We start from the raw sequence: 24705 nt of genomic DNA, 5'->3' as shown, positions 1-24705 counted from the left end.
TCGAAAAACGAAACAGTTGCTTATTTGGTTCCCCCGTCCGAATAGACGGCTTCCGGATCGAAATGGCGCTCATCGTCGGTGATTTCAAGGACAGCGCTGCTGTCACTTTTTCTTACCGTCCGATAGAAACAGGAGCGGCGGCCCGTATGGCATGCTGCGTCATGGCCAGAGACGGAAACCTTCAGCCAAACGGCATCCTGATCGCAGTCCGTCCGCAGTTCGTGCACCGTCTGGAGGTTGCCGGAGGTCTCGCCCTTCTTCCAGATCTTGCCGCGCGACCGGCTGTAGTAGTGAGCGATTCCCGTCTCGATGGTCAGCGCCAGGGCTTCCGCGTTCATGTGGGCAACCATCAGCAGTTCGCCGTCGCGCATATCGGTCACGACCGCGGTGACGAGCCCGTTGCCGTCGAACCGCGGCGTAAAGGCGCCTGCACCTTCGATCTCGGCCTTGTCGGCCGACGGCTTTTCAAAAGAGATGGACATTGGAATTTGTGCCCGTCAGCGGTTGCGGACCAGCATGAAGAACCTGGCCTGTTCGGCGGCGTCCGACTTGATCTCGCCGGTAAAGGTCGTCGTGATCGTTTGCGAACCCTGCTTTTGCACGCCGCGCATTTCCATGCACATGTGCTCCGCCTCGATCATCACGGCAACGCCGCGAGGCTTCAAGGTTTCCTCGATGGCATGGGCGATCTGGGCCGTGAGGTTTTCCTGCGTCTGCAGACGCCGGCCGAATATCTCCACGACGCGGGCGATCTTCGAAAGACCGAGAACGCGACCGTTCGGCAAATAGCCGACATGCGCCTTGCCCTTGATCGGCAGCATGTGGTGTTCGCAATGGGAGAAGAACGGGATATCACGCACGAGCACGATGTCGTCGTAGCCGGAGACCTCCTCGAAGGTCCGGCCCAAAACTTCTTCCGCCGACTGATCGTAGCCGCCAAACAGTTCGAGATAGGCGGCGGCGACCCGCTTCGGCGTGTCGACAAGGCCTTCGCGAGCAGGATCGTCGCCTGCCCAACGAAGCAGAGTGCGTACGGCCTCCTCGGCTTCCTGCTGGGATGGGCGAACCAGCTTCTCTTTCGAGGCCGGGAAATTCTTCACTATGGCATCCATCTATCGTCTCCTGATGCGGTTCAAGGCCGCACCCGACTGGCTTTACTCAAGGACTGAACAGTGTGAGGGCATCACGACTGATTTTTATGCAATCTTATGCTATCTGATCGCTAGCAGGCGTTTTGACAAGGCATGCTATTCCCATTTCGGTCGGATTTCGTGAAAACATCCTTCCTTGATGACGCCCGGTCAAAACCACATATAGTGGCACAAGCCCCTTTACGGTAGTCCGCGGCGAGCGAGACAATGTGTTCAACATCGCGATGGCATTACAAGCGAGCCTGAGATGGACGAAATCTACAACAGCAAAATTCTCGAATTCGCCGGCAACATTACCCACGCGGGTAGCCTGCCGGATGCGGATGCGAGTTCCGAAAAACATTCCAAGCTCTGCGGCTCGAAAGTACGCGTCTATTTGAAGATGGATCACGGCACGGTCACGGATTTCGCCCACGAGGTGCGCGCCTGCGCCCTGGGTCAGGCGTCGTCCTCGATCATGGCGCGGCATGTCATCGGCGCGACGGCCGGTGAAATCCGGAAGGCCCGCGAGGACATGCTTGCGATGCTGAAGGAGGGCGGCGAAGGGCCGGAGGGCCGTTTCGGGGACATGCGCTACCTGAAGCCGGTCAAGGACTACAAGGCTCGCCACGCTTCCACGATGCTGACCTTCGAAGCCGTGGTCGACGCGATCAATCAGATCGAAGTGAAGGAACGGTCCGAGGCGGCCGCCGTCTGATCATGTGCGACAGTCCGGATTGCCGCCATCCCCAGCCACAGCAACCAGCGCGCCGCACCCGCAACTGGTCCGGCCCGTTTCGCAAGACGCCCGGCAGGCTGCTCGGCATGGGGGTGATCCGCCTCTACCAACTGACGCTTTCCGGCTTCATCGGCAACTCCTGCCGCCATATCCCGACCTGTTCGGAATATGGCTACGAGGCAATCGCGCGCCACGGGTTGTGGCCGGGCGGATGGATGACCCTGTTCCGCGTCGCCCGCTGCGGGCCGGGCGGAAGCGGCGGACTGGATCCGGTCCCCAGTCTTCTTGACCAACGACTGCACTGGTGGACGCCCTGGCGCTACTGGCGAGGTTCTTCCCGGAAGGCATCGTTGCCGCAATGATCTACGTCGCGCTCCTTTACAGCATCGTTCTTGGCGGGGGCAGGCGGGTTGTCATGACCGACCTGCGCGCGATGGCCGAAGACATCGGCTATACGAATTGCCGGACACTGGTCTCCACCGGCAACCTTGTCTTTGAAGCGGCCCGGTCACCCGTCTCCGATATCGAGAAGGTGCTGGAAACCGCTTTCGCCCACCGGTTCGGCAAACATGTCGACATCCTCGTGCGCTCGCGGTCGGACTGGCTCAAGCTTGCCGCGACCAATCCGTTTCCCGGGAGGGACGGTTCGCAGGTTGGTGTGCGCGTCATGCGCACGCCGCTCGACGAAAGCGTCAAGACCTTGCTCGAGCGGCACAGGGAAAGAGAACAAATAGCTGTCGTCGACGGCAATCTCTGGGTCGATTTCGGCGGAAAGGCAAGCGAGACGAGGCTTCTCTCCGCGATGACGACGAAGAAGCTCGGCATAGGCACGGCCCGCAACGCCAACACCGTCGCTCGCCTCGCAGAAATGGTCGCCTGAACCGCGGGCCGCCTTTACTAAATCGGCGAAACACACTATCACCGCGCCCGTTAACAGCCGGCCGATCCGGCCATTTTTTTGCCACCACCCGCATTCGTTGGCGGGACTGGACAGGAGAAAGACATGTCCCAATCCGTTTCCCTTACATTTCCCGATGGCTCCGTCCGCGTTTTCGACGCCGGAACGACCGGCCGTGACGTTGCCGAGGGCATTTCCAAGTCGCTCGCCAAGAAGGCAGTCGCGGTTGCCATCAACGGCGCCGTGCAGGATCTGGCCGATCCCGTCACCGACGGTTCGATCGCCATCATCACCCGCACGGACCCGCAGGCGCTGGAACTGATCCGCCACGACGCCGCCCATGTGATGGCGGAGGCGGTGCAGGCACTCTGGCCCGGCACCCAGGTCACCATCGGCCCGGTGATCGAGAACGGATTCTATTACGATTTCAAGCGCGTCCATAAGGAGAGCGGTGAGGACTGGCCTTTCACGCCCGAAGATCTGCCGAAGATCGAGGCGAAGATGAAGGAGATCATCCAGCGCAACGACCCGTTCACCAAGGAAGTCTGGTCACGCGACGAAGCCCGCAAGGTATTCGGCGAGATGGGCGAGACCTACAAGGTCGAGCTTATCGATGCGATCCCGGCGGATCAGGACCTCAAGATCTATCGCCAGGGCAAGTGGTTCGACCTTTGCCGCGGCCCGCATATGGCCTCCACGGGCCAGATCGGCACTGCCTTCAAGCTGATGAAGGTGGCAGGCGCCTATTGGCGCGGAGACAGCAACAACCCGATGCTGACGCGCATCTACGCGACCGCCTGGGCGACGCAAGAAGAGCTCGACCAGTATCTCCACGTGCTGGCCGAGGCGGAGAAGCGCGACCACCGGAAGCTCGGCCGGGAAATGGATCTTTTCCACTTCCAGGAAGAAGGCCCGGGCGTCGTCTTCTGGCACGGCAAGGGCTGGCGCATGTTCCAGACGCTGACGGCTTACATGCGCCGCCGGCTTGCCGGCACCTATGAGGAAGTCAACGCGCCGCAGGTCCTCGATGCCTCGCTGTGGGAGACTTCCGGCCACTGGGGCTGGTATCAGGAGAACATGTTCGCGGTAAAGTCTGCCTACGCCTTCACGCATCCGGAGGACAAGGAAGCGGACAACCGCGTCTTTGCGCTGAAGCCGATGAACTGCCCCGGACACGTACAGATCTTCAAGCACGGTCTCAAGTCTTACCGCGAACTGCCTATCCGGCTTGCAGAATTCGGCCTCGTACACCGTTACGAAGCATCCGGCGCGCTTCACGGATTGATGCGCGTTCGCGGCTTCACCCAGGACGACGCGCATGTCTTCTGCACCGAGGAGCAGATGGCTGCCGAATGCCTGCGCATCAACGACCTGATTCTCTCCGTCTACGAGGATTTCGGGTTCAAGGAAGTCGTGGTGAAACTCTCCACGCGGCCGGAAAAGCGCGTCGGTTCCGACGAGCTGTGGGACCGCGCCGAGAGCGTCATGATGGACGTGCTGAAGACGATCGAAGCGCAATCCGGCGGGCGCATCAAGACCGGCATCCTGCCGGGCGAAGGTGCGTTCTACGGCCCGAAGTTCGAGTATACGCTGAAGGATGCGATCGGCCGCGAATGGCAATGCGGCACGACGCAGGTGGACTTCAACCTGCCGGAACGGTTCGGTGCCTTCTACATCGACCAGAACTCGGAAAAGCGCCAGCCGGTGATGATCCATCGCGCCATCTGCGGTTCGATGGAACGGTTCCTCGGTATCCTGATCGAGAACTTCGCCGGGCATATGCCGCTCTGGTTCGCGCCGATGCAGGTCGTTGTGGCAACCATCACCTCGGATGCGGACGACTACGGCCGCGAGGTGGCCGAAGCGCTACGCGACGCCGGGTTGGTGGTGGAAACCGATTTCCGCAACGAGAAGATCAACTACAAGATCCGCGAGCACTCGGTCACCAAGGTGCCGGTCATCATCGTCTGCGGCAAGAAGGAGGCGGAGGAGCGCTCGGTCAACATCCGCCGCCTCGGATCTCAGGCCCAGACGTCGATGACGCTCGAAGAGGCCATCGCTTCGCTCGGCCATGAAGCAACGCCTCCGGATTTGCTCCGCCGGATCGAAGCAAAAAAGGCCGCAGCGGCCTGATCGTCATGCCGACAGCGCCTGCCATCCGCAGGCGCTGTCGGCATCCTTTTCAGTGAAGATGCGGCTTAGGGCCGTCGGCAACGTCGAAGTTAAGAAGCCGGCAGAGTTCAATCCTGCTCGTTGGCCGCCCCGGCGACTTGCGCGGCATCGCGCATGAGGATTTCGACCTCGGTATTCCCGCCTGCTTTGACGGTGAACGATCGCTGATAGATCTTGTTCTTGTTGCGGGCGACGGCAAGATATTCGCCCTCGGCCAGCACCATGGTCGAAAAGGCGCTGACGCTTTCATTGACAACGTCGCCGGCCGCCGTCAGCACCGACCAGGCGGTGTCGGCTATCGCCTCGCCACCGGGCTGCGATACAAGCTTCAGGGTGATCTGCGCGGCACGATGCTGCAGCACCGCCTGGGTAAGCTTGCCGGCCTCCACCTGAATATCGGCCCGCACGACCGCATTGACGTCACCGTATTCGGAGACGATGTGATATGTGCCAGCGTTGAGCCGCACGATCGTGTTCGGCTTGACGTCCGTCATGACGAGCGGCCGGTCGCCGTTCTCTCGAACTTCCGACGAATAGACCGAGAAGCTGAGTTCGTTCGGGGGAATGCGCTGGTCGGCACCCGCGACGGCGTTGAGGACGAAGCCGCCGGCATCGAGCACCAGTGTCTGTTTCGACACGTCGCCGTCGGCTGGCACGTTCAGTTTCTTGGTGACACCGGCGCGACCGAAAGCGCAGTTGACGAAGTAGTCGCCCGGTACCAGCTGGAAGGCGGCCGAACCGCCCTCAGAGCTTGCAACGAGCGGCAATTTTCCGTCTTCGGCGGCGATCGGGCTGAAGACACGCCAGACGAGGCCTTCCTGCATGACGTCGCCATCGGCCGTCAGCTTGGCGTCGAAGAGCACATCTTTTCCTGCAATGCCGGCCGTCCCGCCGGGCAGCGCCGAAAACGCATTGAGCTTCGGCATCTTGGCGGTGCTGTCGAGCTGGCGGAAATTCCTGAAGGCATCATCCTGACCGAATGCACTGACAGTGACGCCGAAAGCCATGCTTCCAGCGAGGATCCAGCGTGCCGCGAAGGAAGTGCCTGACATCTGTTGTGTACCGGTTGACTCTTCTTTTCCGAAACGTCACTTGAAGACCAATGCCAAGGCAATTTCAAGACCTTCCCATCGCATTCCGTTCCCAGCGAAAGTTTTGACCATGCAAAATGACGTTAAACTCATCGACTTCCTGCGCGACAGGCACTCGACACCCGTAGCCCAGATCAGGGAGCCCGGCCCGTCGCAGGAGGAACTGGAAGCGATCCTCACCTTTGCCACACGTGTTCCGGATCACGGCAAGCTGGCGCCGTGGCGTCTGGTCGTCTATCGCGGAGATCTACGCAGAAAGCTCGGGGAGGCGTTCCTTGCCCTTGCGCTCAAAAATACCCCCGATATGGCCGATGCCGCCAAGGAGGCCGAACTCACCCGATTTACCCGGGCGCCGCTCGTGGTAGGCGTCGTCAGCACGGCTGCGCCGCATGTCAAGATCCCCGAATGGGAGCAGCTTCTCTCTGCTGGCGCCCTTTGCCTCAACATGCTGATTGCGGCAAATGCGCATGGCTACGTCGCCAACTGGCGCACCGAATGGATCGCCTACGACGAGGCGGCGCTCGCGCTTCTCGGCATCAAGCCGGGCGAAAAGGTGGCGGGCTTCGTCCATATCGGCTCCAGCGATTTCCAGACGCCCGATCGTCCGCGGCCAGAACTTTCCCAAGTCGTCACCTATGCGGGCGAAGGCGGGCTCTGATGTTTTACGCGACCGATGCCAATCAGCATGGCCTGAAGCACGATCCTTTCAAGGCGATCGTGGCGCCGCGGCCGATCGGCTGGATCGGCACGAAGGGCAGGGACGGTTCGCTGAACCTCTCGCCCTATTCCTTCTTCAACATCGTTTCCGACAACCCGAAGCTGGTGATGTTTTCCTCCAGCGGCCGCAAGCACAGCCTCCAGAACGCGGAAGAGACGGGCGTCTTTACCGCAAGCCTTGCAAGCCGGCATCTTGCCGAACAGGTGAATGCTTCATCGGCGGCGGTCGCCTACGGGATCAGCGAGTTTGACGTGGCGGGACTGACGCCGAAGATGGCCGAGCTGGTCGACGCCCCTTATGTGGCCGAGGCCTATACGGCGCTGGAGTGCCGCGTGACGGAGATCATCCGGCCGAAGGGTCTGGACGGGGAAAAATCCGAAGCCTTCATGGTCTTCGGGCAGGTAGTCGGCATCCATATCAGCGAGGACATTTTGCGGGACGGTCGAATCGACATGGGCCTCGCAAAGCCGATTGCACGCATGGGCTATCGCGACTACGCGGACGGCGGATCGGATGTCTTCGAAATGACCAGACCAACAGGCAGTTGATCCGAAAAGACCTTGTTGATTGTCGGAATTTGCAAGCTTAGCCGGCTAAGCTTGCCGTGAAAACCGCTATTGCGCGCCGCAATGCATGCCGACCTCAAGCCGGCTTCATCGGTCGTATCCGAAACGGCATCCACCGCCATGACACCTGCCGCCGCCGCCGCAAGCGCGACGGTGCCGCGTGCAAGTTGGACTGCGTCTGAAACGGCTGCGCCTTGGACATGCCAGCCGAGGCCGGTGAGACGCCTGCTGCAGCGCTGGAAGCTCGCGGCGGCGAGTATTCCGGCAGCATCGGTAAGCGCGACGATGCTGGTGTCATGCGCGGGGCGGCCAGCCTTCGATTCGGCAACCCGCAGAAGTACGTCGAGATGCTGGACGTCTGCACCGCCGCGGGCGCCTTCAAGAAGCACTGATTCGGCTCCCGCCCGGACCGCCAGCTCCACGCCCGCCTCTGTCCGGGCCGAGGAGAATGGCGGCAGCAAGACGCAGAGCGGAGTGGGAGCCTCGGCAGAAATTCGCCAGAAGTCACCCAGGGGCCGCCAGGACTCAACAGGCCCGGTCAGATCGGCGACGATCCTGTCTGCGCCGCTGCGAAGTATTCCGGCCGGGTCGGCAGACGGCTCAACCAAGAACCACGAGCGGATTTTCCAAGAGTTTTCCATGGTTAACAAGGATGGTGAACCAATCTTAAACTTTTTGCCCGTAGCGTATTTTCAGCCAGCCAGGCGCGTTCTGGCATTTGTTATCGGGGCTGGGCGTGATCGTACAGGCATTTCTTCGTTGGGCGGAAACGGCAAAGGCGGCAGACAGGGCGAAGGCGGCCAATGCTCTTGGCCGGGCTTACCTGCGCTCGACGCTTGCGCAGGAACATCATCGGGCCGCAGCGCTCGCAATGACGCATCTTCTGGATGATCCGTCGCCGCTCGTACGGCTGGCTCTGGCCGAGGCTCTTGCCGATTCCATTGAAGCACCACGCGCCATCATGCTTTCGCTTGCGGAAGATCAGCCGGAAATCGCCTGCACGGTGATCGCCCGCTCGCCTGTGCTCGCTGAAGGTGATCTCGTCGATCTGATCGGGCGCGGCGACAGCCTGACCCGGGGGATGATTGCAGCAAGACGCGCCCTTTCGCGCGGGGCTGCCGCGGCGATCGCCGAGATCGGATCCGAAAACGAGGTGACGATCCTTCTCGAGAACGAAACCGCCTCGGTCACCCGGATTTCGCTGCGGCGCATTGCAGAACGGTTCGGGCATCACAGCGATATCCGCAATCTGCTGCTCGACCGAGACGGCCTGCCGGCGGACGCACGGCATATGCTCGTGAACCAGATTTCCGCTGCTCTTGCCAATTCAGGCCTGATGCGCGCCGTGCTGGGACCGGCTCGCATAGACCAGGTCACGCGGGAGGCAGGAGAGGTGGCGGCAGTCACGATTGCCGGTTTTGTACCGACGGAAGAAATTCCCGGCCTCGTCGAGCATCTGCGCGCTGCCGCGTGTCTGACGCCTGCATTTCTCATTCATGCGCTCTGCAGCGGCAAGGTGGATTTCTTTGCCGGTGCGATGGTGGCACTGTCCGGCCTGGAAGACCGCCGCGTCCGGGCCATCCTTGCGACCGGACGGATGCACGCGGTCCGCGCACTTTTTGAAGCCTCCGGACTGCAGCGGGATATCGCAGTGGTGTTTGTCGAGGCGGTCTTGCTCTGGCGCGATGCCGCTGCTACGGGTGCACCTAACAGCATATCGGCTCTATTGCTGAATAAGTTCCAGCGGGTCGACATGCTGCTCTCGCCGGTGGCCGAGTTGCTGGGAATGATCGAGAAACTTCATCACCTGGAGATGCGGCTCGACGCCCGCTCCTATGCGAGCGAAATAGCGCTGGCTGCTTAAAGTTTTAGCGCTGGAATTTCTTCGCCACCCATGAATACCCGTCTTCGACGAGCCGCACCGGCTTTGTCATCAGCGTCGTCACGCCTTCGGTCGTCGGCAGGACGTTCTTGACCCGCTGAATGGCGCGGCCCGCGAGCGTTTCCTTTTCCTGCGCCGTTACCTCCGGCGCTTGGGGCGCCGGCTCGGGTGTCGGCAATGCGGGTTTTTCCTGCGGCAGAGGAACATTCGCGACTTCAGATCCCTCCGGCTTCTGGCATACGGCGATAATCATCGGATAAGGCTGGTTGGCGTAACCGGCGAGTTGCTGTTCCGACACCGCATCGCACATCTCGATCGTCGGCCAGCGGTTATCCACCGTGGCGACGTAGTGGCAGTCGGTCGCGGCGTCGTTGCAGCCGAGTATGGTCATAACGATGAGAGCAGCGTTCATGTCGTTTCCTTGAGATGATCCGTGTCATAAAGCCATCAATCTTGACCCGACCAAGGCAGCTTTCATAGATGCGTTGCCCAAGGTGACCGAATCCCAGCAGGAACGAAAGCCAATGACCGTAACGATCGCTCTGGAACCGCCTCGACAGGCAGACGTCGTGAGTCTTCTGGAACTCTCCGACGCTTACGCGGCTTCCCTGTATCCGGCGGACAGCAACCACATGGTCGACGTCTCCAGCCTGGAAAAGCCGGAGGTTTCGTTCTTCGTTGCGCGCAATGGAGACAGGGTGATCGGCTGCTGTGCGCTGGTGGACGCGGGCGACGGCACAGCTGAAATCAAACGCATGTTCGTGGACGAGGCTGCCCGTGGCCTCAAATTGGGGCGCCGGCTGATGGAGGCGATCCTCGAACGGGGCGATATGCTCCGACTTTCGGCCGTCCGACTGGAAACCGGGATCTACCAGCCGGAGGCGATCGGCCTCTATCGTGCCTACGGCTTCGTCGAGATCGAGGCCTTCGGCAACTACAGGCCCGATCCCTTGAGCATTTTCATGGAGAAGAGGCTTTCCTGACCGGCAGTTCGGGCGGGAATTCCTCGACGGTTGCCGCGGGGGCGGCGAGATCGACAGGTTCTGCTTCCGGTCCTTCGGCCATCCGGGCTTCACGGATCCATTCGCGCCAGATGGAGACCAGCAGCGCCATCAGCACTGGACCGATGAACAGGCCGAGGAAGCCCATGGTGCTGACGCCGCCCACCAGTCCGAAGAAGGTCGGCAGGAACGGCAACTTGATGGGGCCGCCGACGAGGCGGGGCCGCAATGTCTTGTCGACGATGAAAAGCTCGACCGTTCCCCACAGGAATAGACTGCCACCAGCGACGTAGGAACCGTTCGCTACCAGATAGAACGAGATGAGGGTGAAGGAGAGCGGAGCGCCACCCGGTATAAGGGCCATGATGCCGGTAATCACGCCCAGGGTGACGGGCGAGGGAACGCCGGCAATGAAGTAGGCGACGCCGAGAACGATGCCTTCCCCGATTGCGATCAGCGTCTGACCGGTGACCGTGGAGCTGATGGTTGCCGGGACCACGCGGGAAATACGCTCCCAGCGCGACGGGAAGATGCGTTCGCCGAGCAGATCGATCTGCTGGGAAAAGGAGGCGCCGTCGCGATAGACGAAGAAAAGCGCGATCAGCATGAAAAGCAGCATCAGCAGCAGGTGGAAAGCGCCACCGCCGGCGGCTACGACCGCCCGGTAGATGTTGCCGATATTGGCGCCGCTGACGAGCTGGATCAGTTCGCCGATGGCTCCGGGAGATCCGACATGCTGGACCCACTGCACGCCCAGCCATTCGCCCGCCCAGGGTAATCCGATAATCCAGGCCGGTGGGGGCGCACCGAAACGGTTGACCTCGGCAGCCCAGACAATCCATTGCCGAACTTCATCGATCGTATAGGAGATGGCGATTCCGATCGGAACGATGAGGAAGCCCAGGATGAAGATTATCGCAAGGGAAGCGCCAAGGGTCGTGTTGCCGCCGATACGGCCAAGAAGCTTGCGATAAAGCGGCCAGCTCGCGAAACCGATCACCAGAGCGGCAAGGACGGGGACCACAAAGCCATGGAAGAAGTAGATGGCGGCCGCGGCGATCAACACCAGAAGCCAACGCGCTGCCGAGATAGGCGGTATGAGAGCCACCCTCGGCGCGGCAGGCCCCAGCCACCGCGGCTCCTTCGGTCCGTTGCGATCGTTGCTCAAACTCACCCGTTATCCTTCCCGGTTTCGCGTCATATGGCGTTTGCAGCGCCGGGCTACAAGACTATGCTCTTCGCCGTTAAAAGGAAGCTTACTTACTTGCCCTAGACGCCAGATGCGATAGAAATATGAAATCAGCCTTCGGTTACAACCGGAATTGCAAATCAACCTTCTTGATGAGGCTTCTTTAAGCCTCGACGGATGCCGAGGCGTCCGCCGCTTTCTGCGGCTTGGCGGAACGTACCTCAGGGACTTGAAATATGCCTCCCATGGATACGGTCGACCTGACGAACTGCGACCGAGAGCCTATCCATATCCCCGGCAGCATTCAGCCTCACGGATGCCTTTTGGCTTGTGATGCCGCAGGGGCGGTCATCGTTCAGCATTCCGAGAACGTCCCCGAGATGCTCTCCGTGCCGCGCGATCTCAACGGTCGACGGCTCGAGGACATCATCGGCGGCGAGGCCGCCCATGCATTGCGGAACGCGCTCGCGACCTGCGACGATCCGGCGCGGCCAGCGCTGAGGCATGGCCTGCGGCTTGCCTCCGGCGGGAGCTTCGATGTTTCGATCCACCAGCTGAATTCCAAGGTCATCCTGGAATTCGAACCGGCGTCTACGGATTCCGATCAACCGCTCGAAGTCGCGCGCATGCTGATCAGCCGCGTCCGGAACATGACGAGCCTCGACCGGCTGATCGAAAACGGCGCACGGCTGATGTATGCCATGCTCGGATATGATCGCGTCATGATCTACCGCTTCGAGGAGGACGGGGCAGGGAAGGTCATCAGCGAATACAAACGCAGGGATCTGGAAAGCTTCAAAGGCCAGTATTTTCCCGCAGGCGACATTCCGAAGCAGGCTCGCGCGCTCTATGTCAAGAACACGATCCGGGTGATCTCGGACGCCACCAATCCGCGCGTGGCGATAATGCCGGAAATCGATGAAGAGGGGGAGGCGCTCGACCTGTCCTTCGCTCATCTTCGCAGCGTCTCGCCCATCCATTGCGAATATCTGCGCAACATGGGCGTCGCCGCGTCGATGTCGATCTCGATCGTGATCGACGACGAATTATGGGGTCTGATCACCTGCCATCACTATTCACCGAAAGTGCTTTCCATGCCGCAGCGCGTGGCAGCGGAAACCTTCGGCGAGTTCTTTTCGCTGCATCTGGGCGCGCTCAAACAGCGGCAACTCATGAATGCTGCTGACAGCGCCCGGCGATCCCTGGACCGTTTCCTGCAAGCCGCCTCCCATCACGCCGATGTCGGCGCGCTTTTGCGCAGCTCGCTTTCCGATTTCGGCAAGATGCTGCCATGCGACGGGGTAGGGTTGTGGCTGGACGGTAGCTGGACCACCGACAGCGCCGCCTCTCTTCGTCATGTGATAGAGGATCTGGCAGCCCAGATCGGCGAGATCTCGGGCGGAAAAATCTGGGCGAGCCATCAGATTTCCCGGGATTTACCCGGACTGGTCGCTCTGCCCGAGGACATCTGCGGCGTCTTGGCGATCCCCCTGTCCCAGAGGGCGCGGGACTATCTGTTCTTCTTCCGTCGCGAGATGGTTCAAGCGCTGAACTGGGCGGGCAACCCGGAAAAATCCTATGATACCGGGCCGCTCGGAGACCGGCTGACGCCCCGAAAAAGCTTTGCCATCTGGAAGGAAACGGTACGGCAGCAGGCTGCCCCCTGGACTTTGAGCGATCGCGAGATCGCGGACGCCATCCGTGACGTTCTGGTGGAGATCGTTCTGCATCAGAAGGAGCTTCTGGCGGACGAGCGTGGCAAGGCGGACCTTCGCCAGCGCATGCTGAACGAGGAACTGAACCACCGCGTCAAGAACATACTCTCGGTGATCAAGGCGCTCGTTGGCCATTCGATCGACGCCGATGTCAGCCTAAAGGACTATATCGGTTCGCTGAAGGGCCGCATCCAGGCTCTAGCCTTCGCTCATGACCAGGTCGTGCGCGGCGGCGACGGCGGGGTTTTGTCGGATCTGCTCGAGGCGGAGCTGAAACCCTATAGCGAGGGGACGCGTAACGTTAATCTCAAGGGACCGCGCATTTGGCTCGACAGCCGGGCCTTTTCCGTCATGGCACTGGTGTTTCACGAAATGTCCACCAACGCGGCGAAATACGGTTCGCTATCAGTTCCCAATGGACAGCTCGATATCGAATGGTCACGGCTTGCAAACGGTGATTGCGAGCTTTTCTGGACGGAAAGCGCGGGTCCGCCGGTCAATCCGCCTAGCCGTAGCGGTTTCGGCAGCGTTCTGATTACCCGTAGCGTCCCATACGAGCTGGAAGGGGCGTCGAAGGTTGAATACGGGAAAGAAGGTGTCAGGGCTCGCTTCCTGGTGCCATCCAAGCACATTCACCGTGACGATGAATTGCCGGAGATCGAGAGCCTGGACGCAGTCCCGGAGGCTCCCGAAAAGACCGGGGTTTCCAAACTGACTGATCTGGAGTTCCTTCTCGTCGAGGACCAGATGCTGATCGCCGCCGATGTGGAAGCAATGCTCGCCGACTACGGAATCGCCAAGGTAACGACGACGCCTTCCGCCGCCGACGCCTTCCGGAAGCTCAAGGATTTCACTCCTGATGTCGCCATCCTCGACGTCAACCTCGGTTCGGATACGTCTCTGCCTATAGCCGAGGAGCTGATGCGGCGTGATGTGCCGTTCATCTTCGCCACCGGCTACAGCGACAGGTCGATCATACCGTCAAGCTTTTCCGCCCCTGTCGTTCGCAAGCCCTATGAGGCAGCGGCACTGATCGGCGCCGTCACCAAGGTACTCGCCGACCGCCAGTGATCAGATGTCGAGATTGTCGGCGAAGGCGGCTCGCTCCTGAATGAACCGGAAGCGGGCGTCCGCCTTGGTGCCCATCAGGTTATCGACCGCCTCGCGGGTGCCTTCAAAATCCACATCGTCGATGGCCACGCGCAAGAGCGTGCGGTGGGCAGGATCCATGGTGGTTTCCTTGAGCTGCGCCGGCATCATCTCGCCGAGACCTTTGAAGCGGCCGATCTCCACCTTCTTGCCCTTGAATACCGTTTCCATCAGCTCGGCCCTATGCGCATCGTCGCGGGCATAGACGGTCTTGGCGCCCTGGCGCAGCACGTAGAGCGGCGGCACGGCAAGATAGAGATGATTGCCACGGATCAGTTCCGGCATTTCCTGATAGAAGAATGTAATCAGGAGCGATGCGATATGGGCGCCGTCGACATCGGCGTCGGTCATGATGATGACGCGCTCGTAACGGAGGTCTTCCTCCCGGTATTTCGTGCGCGTGCCGCAGCCGAGCGCCTGGATGAGATCCGCGATCTGCTGGTTGGCGGAAAGCTTCTCACGGCTGGCGCTGCCGACGTTCAGAATTTTGCCGCGGAGGGGCAGAATCGCCTGATTGGCGCGATTGCGACCCTGCTTTGCCGAACCGCCTGCCGAATCGCCTTCGACGATGAAGAGTTCGGCGCCTTCGGCCGTATTCTGCGAGCAATCGGCGAGCTTGCCGGGGAGGCGCAATTTGCGGACGGCCGTCTTTCTGTTGACTTCCTTTTCCTTGCGCCGCCGCAACCGCTCTTCGGCGCGCTCGATCACCCAGTCGAGAAGTTTTGCCGCTTCGTTCGGGTTGCCTGCGAGATAGTGGTCGAAGGGATCGCGAAGCACGTTTTCAACGAGACGCTGCGCTTCGACCGTCGCAAGTTTATCCTTGGTCTGGCCGACGAATTCCGGTTCACGGATGAAGACCGAGAGCATGCCGACGGCTGAGATCATCACGTCATCGGTGGTGATCTGCGCCGCCCGCTTGTTCTGCGTCAGCTCCGCATAGTTCTTCAGTCCCTTGGTGAGAGCGATACGCAAACCGGCTTCGTGCGTGCCGCCTTCGGGCGTCGGGATGGTGTTGCAATAGGAATGGACCTGGGGATCGCCGCCATACCAGGTGATCGCCCATTCCATGGCGCCGTGACCGCCGGTCTTTTCCGTACGCCCGGCAAAGATCTCTCGGGTGACGGTAAATTCCTTGCCGAGGGTGGCGGAGAGATAATCCTTAAGGCCACCGGGGAAATGAAAGACCGCTTTTTCCGGAATGTCGCCGCCGGAGATAACGACGCCCGGATCGCAGCTCCAGCGGATTTCGACGCCGCCGAAGAGATAGGCCTTGGAACGGGCCATGCGGAAAATGCGGCCGGCCTCGAATCGCGCATGCTCGCCAAAGATCTGCGGATCGGGATGGAAGCGAACCCTGGTGCCACGTCGGTTGTGGACGTCGCCCAATTCCTCCAGGCCACCCTGCGGGACGCCGCGCGAAAAGCGCTGGCGATAGAGCTTGCGGTTGCGGGCGACTTCGACTTCAAGCGAGTCCGACAAGGCATTGACCACGGACACGCCAACCCCGTGCAGACCGCCCGACGTTTCATAGGCCTTGCCGTCGAATTTACCGCCCGCATGGAGCTTCGTCATGATGACTTCGAGGGTCGATTTGCCCGGCACCTGCGGATGATTTTCGACCGGGATACCGCGACCGTTGTCGGTGACAGTCAGAAAACCTTCCGAATCCAGATGCACTTCGATGAAGTTCGCATGGCCGGCCACGGCCTCGTCCATCGAGTTGTCGATGACTTCCGCAAAAAGGTGATGGAGCGCTTTCTCGTCCGTGCCGCCGATATACATGCCCGGACGCATACGCACCGGTTCCAGGCCTTCGAGCACGCGAATCGAGGACGCGCCGTAATCGTCGCCGGAAGATTGTACCGGGCCAGGGCGCGGTGTCGAAGGCTCGGCCTGTATGGCGGGCGCGGGTTCGGCGGCGACCGGCTTTGACGTCAAAGGCAGGTCCGCGAAAAGGTCGTTATTGTCATCCATCGGCTGCGTCGGTACTACCTGTCGGGGTGCGGGGGAAGAAGCCATACCCATCTCGTGCTGTTTCGAATCACTCGCGATTCTGCCAGAAACCCGGCTTTTTCGCGATGTCGCGAGGAAACGTCTTATGCGAGGAATGCGTCGCGCGGCCGCGAATGGCAAGGCGCTACGGATGCAGTAAACAGGTGATGCCTACCATGTCCACAATTCATTTCGTCTTCGGCACGGTTTTTGCGGGTTTGCTCGCCTTTGCCGGCACATCGGCCGCGGCAGCGGAAGGCCCGATCAAGCCGTTCAAGGACGACCTGTTCTCCGGCCAGACGGTGTTGCGGATGGAGGATGGCGGCGCTTACGAGGTGATCGATTACCAGGAAATGCGCGACATCAACGGCCGCGACCGGGAGCCCGAGCGCCGCGTCAAGGACGCCTATGTTTCCCCCGGAGTGCGCCGCTACCAGGAGAACGAGACACTGGCGATCGAAAACCGAAAGCTCGATGTCACCAGGGCGGGACAGGCTCAGGGCGCGACCTTCACGGTCATCTTCATCCATGGGCGGGGCGGCGACAGACGGCTCGGGGCTAACGACTATACATTCGGCGGCAACTTCAACCGGCTGAAGAACCTCGCCGTGAACAACGGCGGCACCTATTATGCGCCGAGCGTCACCTCCTTCGATGACAAAGGTGTCGCCGACATCGCCGCCTTGATCCGCTATTCCTCCCAGCAATCCTCCGGTCGGCCGGTGATCCTTGCCTGCGCATCGATGGGGGGCTTCATCTGTCAGGGGATCAGCCGCGACACGGAGGCTGTGCGCTACATCAAGGGCATGGTGTTGCTCGGAGGGCCTCCGGACCCGACCCTGCCGGGCAGTGGTCTCGCTGCGAAACGGGTACCCATCTACTTTGCCCATGGAAGCGCCGACAGCGTCTACAAGGCGGAAGAGCAGACGGCGATCTTTCGCAAGCTCAAGCGTGCCGGTTATCCGGTCCGCTTCACACTGTTTCAAACCGGCAGTCACGGCACGCCGATCCGCATGGTGGACTGGCGCAAGGCCTTGAACTTCGTGCTGGGTGTGCGTTGAACCGAGCGCGCCAACCAAAGTCTTTGAACAACGTTCGTGTTTTGCGTACCAATTTTCGCAGGAAGCGTCTAAACACCTGCCCTATCCGCAGAGGTTTTCGGTCTTGGTCGACAAGACCGCAAGAGAGGAATAGCTGCCCATGACGCCAGAAGTGCGCCCGCTCGTTGCCGGAAATTGGAAAATGAACGGCACCCGTGAGTCCCTGAACGAGATCAAGACTATGGCCGAAGGTGTCCAGGGCGCCTTGTCGGAAAAGGTCGATGCGCTGATCTGCCCGCCTGCGACGCTGCTCTATGTCGCAACGGCACTGTGCACGGACAGCCCGCTCGCGATCGGCGCGCAGGATTGCCACCAGAAAAGCAACGGCGCCCACACGGGCGATATTTCGGCGGAGATGATCGCCGACTGCTTCGGAACCTATGCCATCGTCGGCCACTCGGAGCGGCGCACGGACCATGCAGAAAGCGACGAACTCGTGCGTGCCAAGGCGGAAGCTGCATATGGCGCAGGCCTGACGGCCATGATCTGCATCGGCGAGACGGCCGACGAGCGCCAATCCGGACAGACGCTCGACATTTTGAAGCGTCAGCTCGCAGGCTCGGTTCCAGCCGCAGCCACTACAGGCAACACCGTCATTGCCTACGAGCCGGTATGGGCGATCGGCACCGGGCTCACTCCGACCACCGAAGACGTGAAGGCCGCCCACGCCTTCATGCGCTCCGAACTTGCCGCTCGCTTCGGCGAGGAGGGCAGGCGGATGCGCATTCTCTATGGCGGATCCGTGAAGCCTGCAAACGCCAAAGAATTGATGAGCGTCGCCAATGTCGACGGTGCGCTGATCGGCGGAGCGAGCTTGAAAGCGGCTGACTTCCTTGCCATCTATCGCGTCTATGATGGGCTGAGCGCCTAAAGCTCTTCAAGGGGCTTGGAATGCGCGCGGCTCTCATGTAAAGAGCCGCCAACTCTAGTGTTGCCTCTCCTCCGGAGGCATGGATTTTGATATGCAGACCGTTCTGATCGTCATTCACCTCATGATCGTGCTCGCGCTGGTGGGCGTCGTGCTGATCCAGCGCTCCGAAGGCGGCGGGCTCGGCGTCGGCGGCGGCTCCGGCTTCATGTCGGCACGCGGCACCGCCAATGCGCTGACCCGCACCACGGCCATTCTTGCGACGCTCTTCTTCATCACCTCGTTGGCTCTCGGTATTCTGGCGCGCTACGAAAGCCGTCCGAGCGATATTCTGAACCGCATTCCCCAGAGCCAGCAGGGCCAGGGCGGCGGTATTCTCGATCAGCTCGGCCCGGCACCGACCCAGGCTCCAGCCCAATCGGGCAACGGCGTTCCTTCGGGTTCCGGCGCTGCCGCACCGGCGCCTGCAGCGCCGGCAACGGGCGCTGCTCCGGCTCCCGCAGCGCCGGCCGCACCAGCGGCACCGACGGGTGTTCCGACCGGTCAATAAGACCCGGTCGACGCTTCAAGCTCCGGCAGGCCAAAAGCCTGCCGGTTTTATTTTGTGGAGATTCCACAGCCGTTTTCGTCGATCGGACGATTTGGACTGGCGGAATCGCGAATGAAAAGGTATCCGGTGACTCCCATGGCGCGATATGTATTCATCACTGGCGGCGTGGTTTCCTCCCTCGGAAAGGGAATTGCGGCCGCAGCACTTGGAGCACTGCTGCAAGCCCGGGGCTACCGGGTGCGGCTCAGAAAACTCGACCCCTACCTCAATGTCGATCCCGGCACGATGAGCCCGACGCAGCACGGCGAGGTCTTCGTCACGGACGACGGAGCGGAGACCGACCTCGATCTCGGGCACTACGAACGCTTTACCGGGCGTTCTGCGACCAAGACCGACAACATCACCACGGGTCGCATCTACAAGAACATCATCGACAAGGAACGGCGCGGCGACTATCTCGGCGCGACGGTGCAGGTGATCCCGCACGTCACCAACGAGATCAAGGATTTCGTCGTCGAGGGCAATGACGACTACGACTTCGTCATCTGCGAGATCGGCGGCACGGTCGGCGACATCGAGGCGATGCCCTTCATGGAAGCGATCCGTCAGCTCGGCAACGATCTGCCGCGCGGAACCGCGATCTATGTCCATCTGACCCTGATGCCCTACATTCCGGCCGCCGGCGAACTGAAGACCAAGCCGACCCAGCATTCAGTCAAGGAACTGCAGGCGCTCGGCATTGCACCCGACATTCTTCTCGTGCGCGCCGACCGGGAAATTCCCGAGGCCGAACGGAGAAAGCTGTCGCTGTTTTGCAACGTGCGGCCCTCAGCCGTCATTCAGGCGCTTGATGTGGCGAACATCTATGACGTGCCGATGGCCTATCACAAGGAAGGCCTCGACAACGAGGTGCTCGCGGCCTTCGGCATCGAGCCGGCCCCGAAGCCGCGCCTGGAGCCCTGGGAAGAAGTCTGCAATCGCATCCGCACGCCGGAAGGCGAAGTGACGATCGCGATCGTCGGCAAATATACCGGCCTCAAGGATGCCTACAAATCGCTGATCGAGGCGCTGCATCACGGCGGCATAGCCAACCATGTCAAGGTCAAGCTCGAGTGGATCGAATCGGAGATCTTCGAGAAGGAAGAGCCGGCGCCGTGGCTGGAAAAGGTCCATGGGATCCTGGTACCGGGCGGCTTCGGCGAGCGCGGCGCTCAGGGCAAGATCAATGCCGCGCGCTTCGCCCGTGAGCGCAAGGTGCCTTATTTCGGCATCTGCTTCGGCATGCAAATGGCAGTCATCGAGGCCGCCCGCAATCTTGCCGGCATCGAGAAGGCATCATCGACGGAATTCGGCCCTTCGAAGGAGCCCGTGGTCGGCCTGATGACCGAGTGGGTGAAGGGCAACGAGCTGGAAATCCGCTCGGCTGCCGGCGACCTCGGGGGCACGATGCGCCTCGGCGCCTACAAGGCGGCCCTCAAGAAGGAGACCAAGATCGCCGACATCTACGGCTCGACGGATATCTCCGAGCGTCACCGTCACCGCTATGAGGTGAACGTGGACTACAAGGAGCGGCTGGAGAATTGCGGGCTGGTCTTCTCGGGCATGTCGCCGGACGGCCTTCTGCCGGAGACGATCGAGTATCCGGATCATCCGTGGTTCATCGGCGTCCAGTACCATCCGGAGCTGAAGAGCCGGCCGCTCGATCCGCACCCGCTCTTTGCAAGCTTCATCGAAGCGGCCCTCGAACAGAGCCGCCTCGTTTGATGGAATCGAGAAAACCCGGTGCTCAGGCCCGGGTTTTCTTTCAGGCGGCCTGCGGCACCGGTCCGATATAGGCCGACCGCGGACGGATCAAACGTCCTTCGAGCGCCTGCTCGCGAGCATGCGCGATCCAGCCGATCGTCCGGCCGATCGCGAAGACGCCGGTAAATGCCTCACGCGGAAACTTCAGCGCATCAAGCAGCAGGGCGGTGTAGAACTCCACGTTCACATCAAGCGTGCGGTCGGCCTTGCGCTCTCTCAAGATTGCAAGGGCTGCCTGCTCGACGGCTTCGGCGAGCCGGATGCGGTCGGCATCAACCTGGCCGGTCGCGACCAAGGGAGCGAGCGCTCCCTTCAGCGCGTCGGCGCGGGGATCCCTCACGCGATAGATACGGTGCCCAAAACCCATCAGACGTTCACCGCGATCGAGCGCCTGTGCGAGCCATCTCCTTGCGTTTGCCTCCGTACCGATGGCATCCAGCATATCCAGCACTGGCCCCGGCGCTCCACCATGCAGAGGCCCCTTGAGTGCGCTGATGGCGGCCAGCACCGACGAGGTGAGGCCGGCCTTGGTGGAGGCTATCACGCGGGCGGCAAAGGTCGACGCGTTGAGCCCGTGGTCTGAAATTGTCACCAGATAGGCATTGAGCGCCGATATCTGCTCGGCGGTCGGCAGGCTTGCCGTCAACATTGCCAGAATGTCTGCGGACTGGGAAAGCGACGGATCGGGAGCGATTGGCGCCTTGCCTTCCCGAAGCCTGAGGACCGCCGGCAGAAAAACGGCGGGGGCGGCGAGCAAACGGAGCGCCGTCAAGAAGTCATCGCCATCCGGCAGGCGTGCGATCAGCGCGCGCACGGCATCCACCGGCGGCAGGTTCGTCAGCGAACCGTCCATGGCTTGCACATGGACAAAGACTTCGGCGCGCGTCCGACCCAGAAAGGTCCGAAGCTCGCCCGCGCTGACCGGGCGCTCCAACAGTCCATCGAGCAGCAAGGCGGCAACGTCCTCGTAGCTCGCACCTTCGACGAGTTGCTCCAGCGATACCCCGCGTATGATCAGCCGGCCGGCGTCTCCATCAACGTCCGAAAGCCTCGTTTCTGCGGCGATGACGTCTTCAAGTCCGTTTTTCATGGGTGTTTCTCCTTTACGGTGAAGATGATCGGACCTAGTCTTATTGACGTCAATCTTGATGCAATCGATCAATATGAACACGCTCTGGATCACCGCCGAAGAGGCGCTCGCCCTTCTCGGCACCAAACCGCAGACGCTTTATGCCAATGTCAGCCGCGGGCGTATTCGCGCAAAGGCCGACCCGTCAGATCCGCGCCGCAGCCTCTACCAGCTCGCCGACGTCAACCGACTGGCGGAACGCAACGCCGGGCGGCGGCAGTCCGCGGCGGTCGCGGCCGAAACGATTCGCTGGGGCGATCCGATCCTGCCCACGACGATCTCGGCTATCGCCGATGGAAAGCTTTTCTATCGCGGCTTGGACGCTGTCGAACTTTCCCGGCATGCAACGCTGGAGGAGGCGGCAGCGCTCCTCTGGAACAATGCCCACTTACGGATCTCCGCAGGCGGCCAAGTTGAACCGGGAGCGTCTCGGATGGGCGCGGCTTTCATGAGGCTCGCCGCCCGCGTCCCAACCGATCTTCCAGCATTGGGAAGAAATGCCTCGGTTCTTCGGGTTGAGGCCGCGGACGTGCTATCGACGCTGGCCGAAGCACTTGCCCCATGGCCGGAACAGCTGCCACTGCATGATAGGCTGGCATTGAGCTGGCAGCAGCCGCAGGCGGCGGGACTTATCCGGAAGGCGCTGGTGCTCTCCGCTGAGCACGAACTCAACGTATCGGCCTTTGCAGCCCGAGTGACGGCCTCCTCGGGAGCCGCTCTCTCCGCTGCGGTACTGGCTGGGCTGACCGCTCTTTCCGGTCCACGTCACGGCGGCGCGTGGGTGAGTGTAGCGCTGCTTGCGGAACAGGCTGCATCGGTTGGATCACGGGAAGCGATCCGCGGCGCGTTGTCCTCGGAAGGCCTCGTCCGCGCGTTCGGACACAGGTTGTATCCGCAAGGCGATCCGCGCGCCAAAGCACTGATGGCGGACCTCGATGCCCCCGAACTCTATACCAACCTTGCCGAGGCGGGCGAAGAGATCCTCGGCGAGCCGGTGAATATCGACTTCGCGCTGGCTGCGCTCGCTGCCAAATTCCAGCTTCCCGAGGAAGCGCCACTCGTCATTTTTGCGCTCGCCCATGCCGTCGGCTGGCTTGCTCATGCCATGGAGCAGGTCGAAAGCGGGCATCTGATCAGGCCCCGTGCCCGCTATATCGGCCCCGCCATCGGCTCCCGCTCACACGGTCGGCGGAATGATCCGTTATAGCGGCGACTGACGTGGCTCTGTCACGCATTTCCCGTTATCCTGACGCCGGAATCAAGGCGATGAGAATGATGACTGGCAATGAAATCAGCTTGAGTTTGAGCCTTTTCGTAGAGCAGGGGCAGGAACGCGCAACCGCCGAGTTCTACAAGGCGGTTTTCGGAGCGGAAGAGCTCAACTGCTACGAGATGCTGAGGCTGCTGATGATCGAGCTACAGCTCGGTCCGTTCAGTATCGTCATCTGCGGCTCCAACCCAAAACACGAAGCTGCCCCGCCTTACGCCGGACCGTTCTATCCAAAGACCCCGGGTGCCGTCAGCACCATCTTCCAGCTTACCGTGCCTGACGTCGGCGAAGTCGTGAACGCAGCCCTCGAAGCCGGCGGCATGATTCGAGATCCCGTGCAAACCGACCTTCGCGACCGGGAAGTGGCGTCGATCTTCGATCCGGGCGGCCACATCTGGGTATTGATCGGGCGATCGGACGAGGCTGAGGTTTCGGAAGAAATGGCGCCGTCGGCCTGACCAGCCTGCACGCGTGGCGGCGCATGGACGATGCTGGGCATGGCCGGTATGGCGACGCGGTGCGGCAGGACTAGGGTCTGATGAGAAGGATCGGGCAGGGTGCGCCGGCAGGCAGCTCGGGCGCATGCGGTGGGCGGATGATAAGCCCGTCGGAATGGGCAAAAATCTTCATCATCGAGGAATCTTGCTTGTCGAAGGCCTCGGCAATCACATTGCCCTCCCGGTCCCTGGAGAGCTTTGCGCGGAGATAGTCCTGCCGCTGATCGTTAGACGGCAGCCTTGCGGCGGTGGTGCCTTCTATCTGCCGCCGTCTCTCCGGCAGGCGGGCCAGTTTTCGCACCAGCGGCTCCAAAAAGAGCATGCCGGTTACGAGGCTCGCGACCGGGTTGCCCGGCAGGCCGAGCACCTGCATGTCCCCGAGCCGGCCGACCATCAGCGGCTTTCCCGGCCGCATAGCGATACGCCAGAAATCGAGTTCCATGCCGGCGTTTCTCAGGGTCGTCTGGACGAGATCGTGATCGCCGACCGATGCACCGCCGAGCGTCACGAGTACGTCGGCGCGGGCGGCTCTCGCTCTTGCGATAGCGGCAGCTATATCCGCCTCCCGATCGTTGACGATGCCGAGGTCGAGGACTTCACCGCCGTTGTCTTTCACCAGTGCCGCGATACCGAACGTATTGGAGGCGATGATCTGCGCCGCGCCAGGCATATTGCCGGGCTGAACGAGTTCGTCGCCGGTCGCAAGAATGGCAATGCGGGGCCGGCGATGGACGGAAAGCTCCGCGTAATTCATCGCCGCCGAGACGGTGACATGGGAGAAGTCCAGCACGGTGCCCGCCGACAATACGGTTTCACCCGCGCTAAAATCCTGACCTCGAGGGCGCACATGACGGCCTTTCGTCACAGCGAATTTGGTACGGATACGGTCGCCTTCGAGTTTTTCGGCGTCCTCCTGGATCAGCACGGAATCGGCCCCATCCGGGACCGGTGCGCCGGTGAATATCCGTACGGCCTGACCTTCCGCGACAGCGCCCGAAAAAGCGTGGCCGGCCGCAGCACTGCCGATGACAGTCAGTTCTGTATCGATCCGGGAAGCGTCCGCGGCTCTCAGCGCATAGCCGTCCATCGCGGATGCATCGAATGGCGGCTGTGTCAGTCGCGCAGCTACGTCGGCGGCAAGCACGCGCCCATCGGCATCGGCCAGCGGCACGGTCTCTGTCGCTTCGACCGGGATCGCCTTGGCCAGAAGCCGCCTTTTCGCTTCCGAGACGGGCAATAGCGCCAT

General features: G+C 61.5%; 24 protein-coding genes. 15 read left to right on the top strand and 9 right to left on the bottom strand.

Annotated features, from left to right (window positions below; genetic code table 11):
* Positions 1 to 20: 20 nt before the first annotated feature.
* Positions 21 to 482, bottom strand: coding sequence for a phosphoribosyl-AMP cyclohydrolase (hisI, locus tag C5L13_RS05740; RefSeq protein WP_105382307.1), 462 nt, complete (start codon positions 480 to 482; stop codon positions 21 to 23).
* A 15-nt stretch (positions 483 to 497) separates the two neighbouring features.
* Positions 498 to 1112, bottom strand: a complete 615-nt coding sequence (folE, locus tag C5L13_RS05735; RefSeq protein ID WP_105382306.1) for a GTP cyclohydrolase I FolE — start codon at positions 1110 to 1112, stop codon at positions 498 to 500.
* A 286-nt stretch (positions 1113 to 1398) separates the two neighbouring features.
* Here folE and C5L13_RS05730 point away from each other — a divergent pair, with 286 nt between their 5' ends.
* From C5L13_RS05730 to thrS, 4 genes are all read left to right on the top strand, one after another.
* Positions 1399 to 1848, top strand: a complete 450-nt coding sequence (locus C5L13_RS05730) for an iron-sulfur cluster assembly scaffold protein (protein WP_105382305.1) — start codon at positions 1399 to 1401, stop codon at positions 1846 to 1848.
* 2 nt (positions 1849 to 1850) lie between these two features.
* Positions 1851 to 2231, top strand: a complete 381-nt coding sequence (gene yidD, locus C5L13_RS05725) for a membrane protein insertion efficiency factor YidD (protein ID WP_105382304.1) — start codon at positions 1851 to 1853, stop codon at positions 2229 to 2231.
* Positions 2228 to 2749, top strand: coding sequence for a DUF1697 domain-containing protein (locus tag C5L13_RS05720; RefSeq protein WP_105382303.1), 522 nt, complete (start codon positions 2228 to 2230; stop codon positions 2747 to 2749). Before yidD ends, C5L13_RS05720 begins: the two co-directional genes overlap by 4 nt.
* 123 nt (positions 2750 to 2872) lie before the next feature.
* Positions 2873 to 4900 carry a threonine--tRNA ligase gene (thrS, locus tag C5L13_RS05715; RefSeq protein WP_105382302.1) on the top strand — a complete coding sequence of 676 codons (2028 nt, stop codon included), beginning with the start codon at positions 2873 to 2875 and terminating at the stop codon, positions 4898 to 4900.
* 107 nt (positions 4901 to 5007) lie between these two features.
* Here the strand turns inward: thrS and C5L13_RS05710 are convergent, their stop codons facing one another.
* Positions 5008 to 5991: a hypothetical protein gene (locus C5L13_RS05710; protein ID WP_105382301.1), complete on the bottom strand. Its 984-nt coding sequence runs from the start codon at positions 5989 to 5991 to the stop codon at positions 5008 to 5010.
* Between the two features lie 109 nt (positions 5992 to 6100).
* On the opposite strand from C5L13_RS05710, the gene C5L13_RS05705 reads away from it, so the two are divergent.
* On the top strand, positions 6101 to 6688 hold the full coding sequence (locus C5L13_RS05705) for a nitroreductase family protein (RefSeq protein ID WP_105382300.1): 588 nt from the start codon (positions 6101 to 6103) through the stop codon (positions 6686 to 6688).
* Positions 6688 to 7296 carry a flavin reductase family protein gene (locus C5L13_RS05700; protein WP_105382299.1) on the top strand — a complete coding sequence of 203 codons (609 nt, stop codon included), beginning with the start codon at positions 6688 to 6690 and terminating at the stop codon, positions 7294 to 7296. Before C5L13_RS05705 ends, C5L13_RS05700 begins: the two co-directional genes overlap by 1 nt.
* Here the strand turns inward: C5L13_RS05700 and C5L13_RS05695 are convergent.
* Positions 7242 to 7922 (bottom strand): hypothetical protein, encoded by a 681-nt coding sequence (locus C5L13_RS05695; RefSeq protein WP_158693393.1) that lies wholly within the window; start codon positions 7920 to 7922, stop codon positions 7242 to 7244. The genes C5L13_RS05700 and C5L13_RS05695 overlap by 55 nt on opposite strands.
* A 128-nt stretch (positions 7923 to 8050) precedes the next feature.
* On the opposite strand from C5L13_RS05695, the gene C5L13_RS05690 reads away from it, so the two are divergent.
* Positions 8051 to 9178 (top strand): DUF2336 domain-containing protein, encoded by a 1128-nt coding sequence (locus C5L13_RS05690; RefSeq protein ID WP_105382297.1) that lies wholly within the window; start codon positions 8051 to 8053, stop codon positions 9176 to 9178.
* A 4-nt stretch (positions 9179 to 9182) separates the two neighbouring features.
* Here C5L13_RS05690 and C5L13_RS05685 read toward each other — a convergent pair whose 3' ends face one another.
* Positions 9183 to 9608, bottom strand: coding sequence for a hypothetical protein (locus C5L13_RS05685; protein ID WP_105382296.1), 426 nt, complete (start codon positions 9606 to 9608; stop codon positions 9183 to 9185).
* A gap of 112 nt (positions 9609 to 9720) precedes the next feature.
* Between C5L13_RS05685 and C5L13_RS05680 the strand changes: the two genes are divergently transcribed.
* Positions 9721 to 10179 carry a GNAT family N-acetyltransferase gene (locus tag C5L13_RS05680; RefSeq protein ID WP_105382295.1) on the top strand — a complete coding sequence of 153 codons (459 nt, stop codon included), beginning with the start codon at positions 9721 to 9723 and terminating at the stop codon, positions 10177 to 10179.
* Here C5L13_RS05680 and C5L13_RS05675 read toward each other — a convergent pair.
* Positions 10157 to 11371: an AI-2E family transporter gene (locus C5L13_RS05675; RefSeq protein ID WP_105382294.1), complete on the bottom strand. Its 1215-nt coding sequence runs from the start codon at positions 11369 to 11371 to the stop codon at positions 10157 to 10159. The genes C5L13_RS05680 and C5L13_RS05675 overlap by 23 nt on opposite strands.
* A 251-nt stretch (positions 11372 to 11622) precedes the next feature.
* Between C5L13_RS05675 and C5L13_RS05670 the strand changes: the two genes are divergently transcribed.
* Positions 11623 to 14172, top strand: a complete 2550-nt coding sequence (locus tag C5L13_RS05670; RefSeq protein WP_105382293.1) for an HWE histidine kinase domain-containing protein — start codon at positions 11623 to 11625, stop codon at positions 14170 to 14172.
* On the opposite strand, the gene parE is transcribed toward C5L13_RS05670, so the two are convergent.
* Entirely contained in the window at positions 14173 to 16224 is a 2052-nt protein-coding gene (gene parE, locus C5L13_RS05665; protein WP_105382292.1) for a DNA topoisomerase IV subunit B, read from the bottom strand. It lies immediately after the preceding gene.
* Positions 16225 to 16418: 194 nt separating this feature from the next.
* On the opposite strand from parE, the gene C5L13_RS05660 reads away from it, so the two are divergent.
* The 4 genes from C5L13_RS05660 to C5L13_RS05645 all read left to right on the top strand — a co-directional run bounded on the left by C5L13_RS05660 (position 16419) and on the right by C5L13_RS05645 (position 20524).
* Positions 16419 to 17303 (top strand): alpha/beta fold hydrolase, encoded by an 885-nt coding sequence (locus C5L13_RS05660; protein WP_105382291.1) that lies wholly within the window; start codon positions 16419 to 16421, stop codon positions 17301 to 17303.
* Between the two features lie 139 nt (positions 17304 to 17442).
* Entirely contained in the window at positions 17443 to 18213 is a 771-nt protein-coding gene (gene tpiA, locus C5L13_RS05655) for a triose-phosphate isomerase (RefSeq protein ID WP_105382290.1), read from the top strand.
* A gap of 91 nt (positions 18214 to 18304) precedes the next feature.
* Entirely contained in the window at positions 18305 to 18760 is a 456-nt protein-coding gene (gene secG, locus C5L13_RS05650) for a preprotein translocase subunit SecG (protein ID WP_105374315.1), read from the top strand.
* A 135-nt stretch (positions 18761 to 18895) separates the two neighbouring features.
* On the top strand, positions 18896 to 20524 hold the full coding sequence (locus C5L13_RS05645; protein WP_170117212.1) for a CTP synthase: 1629 nt from the start codon (positions 18896 to 18898) through the stop codon (positions 20522 to 20524).
* Positions 20525 to 20564: 40 nt separating this feature from the next.
* Here C5L13_RS05645 and C5L13_RS05640 read toward each other — a convergent pair whose 3' ends face one another.
* Positions 20565 to 21653: a citrate synthase/methylcitrate synthase gene (locus C5L13_RS05640; RefSeq protein WP_105382288.1), complete on the bottom strand. Its 1089-nt coding sequence runs from the start codon at positions 21651 to 21653 to the stop codon at positions 20565 to 20567.
* A gap of 58 nt (positions 21654 to 21711) precedes the next feature.
* Between C5L13_RS05640 and C5L13_RS05635 the strand changes: the two genes are divergently transcribed.
* Positions 21712 to 22899 (top strand): citrate synthase, encoded by a 1188-nt coding sequence (locus C5L13_RS05635; protein WP_245423259.1) that lies wholly within the window; start codon positions 21712 to 21714, stop codon positions 22897 to 22899.
* 65 nt (positions 22900 to 22964) lie between these two features.
* Positions 22965 to 23420, top strand: coding sequence for a VOC family protein (locus tag C5L13_RS05630; protein ID WP_245423258.1), 456 nt, complete (start codon positions 22965 to 22967; stop codon positions 23418 to 23420).
* Positions 23421 to 23490: 70 nt separating this feature from the next.
* On the opposite strand, the gene C5L13_RS05625 is transcribed toward C5L13_RS05630, so the two are convergent.
* Entirely contained in the window at positions 23491 to 24705 is a 1215-nt protein-coding gene (locus C5L13_RS05625; protein ID WP_105382287.1) for a molybdopterin molybdotransferase MoeA, read from the bottom strand.

Origin of the sequence: Neorhizobium alkalisoli, assembly GCF_002968635.1 — a bacterium.
GTDB lineage: Bacteria > Pseudomonadota > Alphaproteobacteria > Rhizobiales > Rhizobiaceae > Neorhizobium > Neorhizobium alkalisoli.
This window is presented reverse-complemented; position numbering and strand designations above follow the sequence as displayed.